At 47.1% G+C, this 3,299-nt stretch carries 3 protein-coding genes; all 3 read right to left on the reverse strand.

What is annotated here, in order from left to right; all coding sequences use genetic code 11:
• The coding region (locus AB3112_RS09870; protein WP_367334400.1) for an ABC transporter permease at positions 1-2,228 on the reverse strand (2,228 nt) is incomplete at its 3' end.
• A 15-nt stretch (positions 2,229-2,243) separates the two neighbouring features.
• Complete coding sequence (locus tag AB3112_RS09875) at positions 2,244-2,726, reverse strand: glutathione peroxidase (protein ID WP_367334401.1); 483 nt, start codon at positions 2,724-2,726, stop codon at positions 2,244-2,246.
• Positions 2,727-2,906: 180 nt separating this feature from the next.
• A partial coding sequence (locus AB3112_RS09880; protein WP_367334402.1) for an ATP-binding cassette domain-containing protein occupies positions 2,907-3,299 on the reverse strand: 393 nt, incomplete at its 5' end.

A 3,299-nucleotide genomic window follows, 5' to 3' on the forward strand; every position in this document is an offset into this window, starting at 1 on the left:
AAGTTGTAGAGAACTACTAACCCCAATGCGGCGGACAATGCGATAAAGATCAGCACAACCGAGCTCAGGCCGACCGTGCCAAGTGAACTGCTGGCATACCTTGGATAAGTCACGTTGAGTACACCTCTTTGTTTGAGCAGATTGCGACTGGTGATGTGTCGCTGAGTAGCCGATTCCTGTTTGAGCTTGAGCAGTCTGGCCGTCGGTGTGTAGTGCGTTGTAGCAACTTGATTAAAATACTTGGGCGTCAAATACAGGTAATGGCCGGCATAATTCTTAGTGATTCCGGCAACCCGAACTTTGAAGAGCTTGTTGCCCAACTTAGCGGAGAGGACACTCCCCTTTTTGGCCGCCATATCAGTGGCTAGTTTTTCGGTGATGATGACGCCTTCACCGGTTAACTTTTCTGATTGACCCGATTTGGGGTTGGTTAAGGTCACATACTTGCTAAAATGAGTCGTCGATTTTGGAGCGACCATTGTAACCGTGGCATTTCGCTTAGTCCCTTTGGTTGGTGAAACCGTAATTGATTGGACCATTGCCGGCAGCTGCGCGTCGATATTTTTGTCATGAATCTGCTTATTTGAACTGGATAGCGTGACAACTCCCTGATAGTGCTGAACTTGATTGAACTGATCCGGCACTAAGTCGTTGACGCTATCGCGAATGCCAAATCCCGCCAGCATCAAGCCCGTACAACCAGCAATCCCGACAATGGTCATCATCATCCGAGTCTTGTAACGGAACAGATTTCGATAACTGACTTTTTGATTGAAGTTCATCCGATTCCACAGCGGCTTGATCCGCTCCAGCAAAATCCGTTTACCAGCTTTGGGCGCCCGCTCGCGCATCAGCTCGGTTGGCTTTTCCCGCAAATTGATGATGAGCACCACGGCGGCGCTCCCGAGAGTCGCAATCAGGCCAGCGATAATGGCTTCAATGATAAACGCCCACGGAATCACCCCTTGATACTGAGTCAAGTTGTTATTGCTGAGCATGCTGAAAATAAATTTAGGCAACGTCAACGCGCCAAACACCCCGCCTGCAACGGAACCCAGCACACCGGCCAAAATCGAATAGATAACGTACTTCATGGAAATAAATCCCTTGGTGTAGCCGAGCGCCCGCATCAGGCCAATCTCCCGTCGGTTCTTCTCAATCATCCGAGAAATCGTGGTAAAGGTAATCAGGACAGCAATAAAGAGAAAGAAGCCGGGGAAAATAACTGCAATCGCGGCAATACTTTTGGATTCGTCAAAGTAATCCTGATAGCCGACGTTGGCAGTCCGATCGTTATACAGATATGTCGCCTGTGGCGTTTGATTGAGCTCACGTTTGGCGGCCCGCAATTTGGTGATGGCCGCGCTCAATTTGGCTGCTGAAGCCTTGGTGCTGGTGGTCTGATAAGACTTGGGAACGGCATTTAGCTGCTTTTCCTGTTGCTGGAGCTTTGCTAACTGGGAATTGAACTTGGTCAGCGCAGGTCCGACTATTTCATGCCGTCGCTGTTCGGGACGGTTGGCGAGTTGGTCTTCCAGCCGGTTTCGGTCTTGGTCGACTCGTTTGTTGTACTTGCTGGTTCCGGCAGCCAAGTTGCTGGTGTTGTCAAAGCGCACCGCAATCGTTGCGTAGGCTGACTGGTTAAACGCCTGGTTGGGAGCGTAAGCAAAATAATCCACTTCACCGCTGCCAACGTTGGTGGTACCACGATCCGTCGAGCTGACAAATAACGGCGAATTGACGAAGCCAACCACTTTAAACGTTTGATGGCGTAACCCAGTCGTCTTTGGCAGCCGGTAAGTATCACCCAGTTGATATCCAGTGGCCTTCTTATCAAGGACAATTTGGTTGGCGTTTCGCGGCAAATGACCGGAAACAACTTTGAGCTTGTTTAACTGAGCTGTTTTTGAATATGAATAAATCTGGACCACTTGGCTTTGCGATTTTTTAACCGTCACCATGTGACTGGCTTCGGCGGTTTGAACGTGTTGGGAGTTTTGAATCAGGTCAAGGTCTTTATGCGTCAATCCAAGCGTCGAAGTGACGTTGAGATCACCAAGGTGCTGCTGGGTAAAATAGGTGTCGGCTGAATGATCCAGATCAGGGCCCGTTGCCCGAATCCCGACATACAGCAAGGAACCAAGCATGATAATTAGGACAATCGAAATAAACTTACCCCAAGCGTAAGTGATTTCTCGAATGGTGGCTTTAAAGTAAGTTGAATTCAACTTCCCACCTTCTTTTTAGACAACATTTTTCTTGCTAAGTGCGGCGTAGATGTCTTCTTCCATCGACTCAGGCTTGGTAATCGGTGCGAATCGGTGAATCAGTGTGCCATCTTTGCCAATGAGAAACTTCGTATAGTTCCATTTAATCTTGCCATGGCCGGATTGTTCTTTAAGATGGGTAAACAACGGATCTTCATTGGCACCATTGACCGCAACCCGCTGAGTCATTAGAAAGGTGACGCCGTAGTGAATGCGGCAGTAGTCGTCAGCTTCCTCATCGGTATCCAACTCTTGATGAAATTGGTTGGAAGGCAGGCCCAAAATGACCAGGCCGTCGTCCTTGTACTTTTTATACAATTTTTCCAAGCCCTCAAGTTGAGGGGCCAGGCCACATTTGCTGGCAGTATTCACAATCACAAGGACCTTATTTTTAAAGGCACTTAAATCAATGGTCTTGCCGCTCATTTCGGTTTCTTTGTAATCATAAATCGTCTTCATTTTGTTCACCTGTTTTCTGTATTTAAGATTAGTTTATACTAAAAGGCCCAAAAACAAAACTGGTTTTGTTTTTGGGCCTCATCATTAACAAATGATTCAGCAACAAATTTCTTTTCATATATTTGTTTAAATGCAACGCATCTAATTTACGTATATAACTATTAAGCACAAAAATTCACGCTATTCGAATTGGGCCTCGTACAATTGCTTGTAGTAGCCGTTTTCCTTCATCAACTCATCGTGCGTGCCCCGTTCAACAATCTTGCCATCATCTACCACCAAAATTTGGTCCGCATTATGAATGGTCGATAACCTGTGGGCAATGACCAATGATGTCCGTTGTTCCATCAGGTTTTCCAAGGCATGTTGGATCGTCTTTTCCGACTCATTGTCCAGCGAAGCAGTTGCTTCATCCAAGACAACAATCTGGGCATTTTTCAGTAACGCTCTGGCAATTGCAATCCGTTGCTTTTGGCAGCCGGACAATCGGATTCCGCGCTCGCCGACTTGGGTCTTCATTTGATCAGGTAAGCTCTTGATAAACTTATCAATATCGGCCAATTTGGCGACGTC

This window comes from Lentilactobacillus sp., assembly GCF_040773105.1.
Lineage (GTDB): Bacteria > Bacillota > Bacilli > Lactobacillales > Lactobacillaceae > Lentilactobacillus > Lentilactobacillus parabuchneri.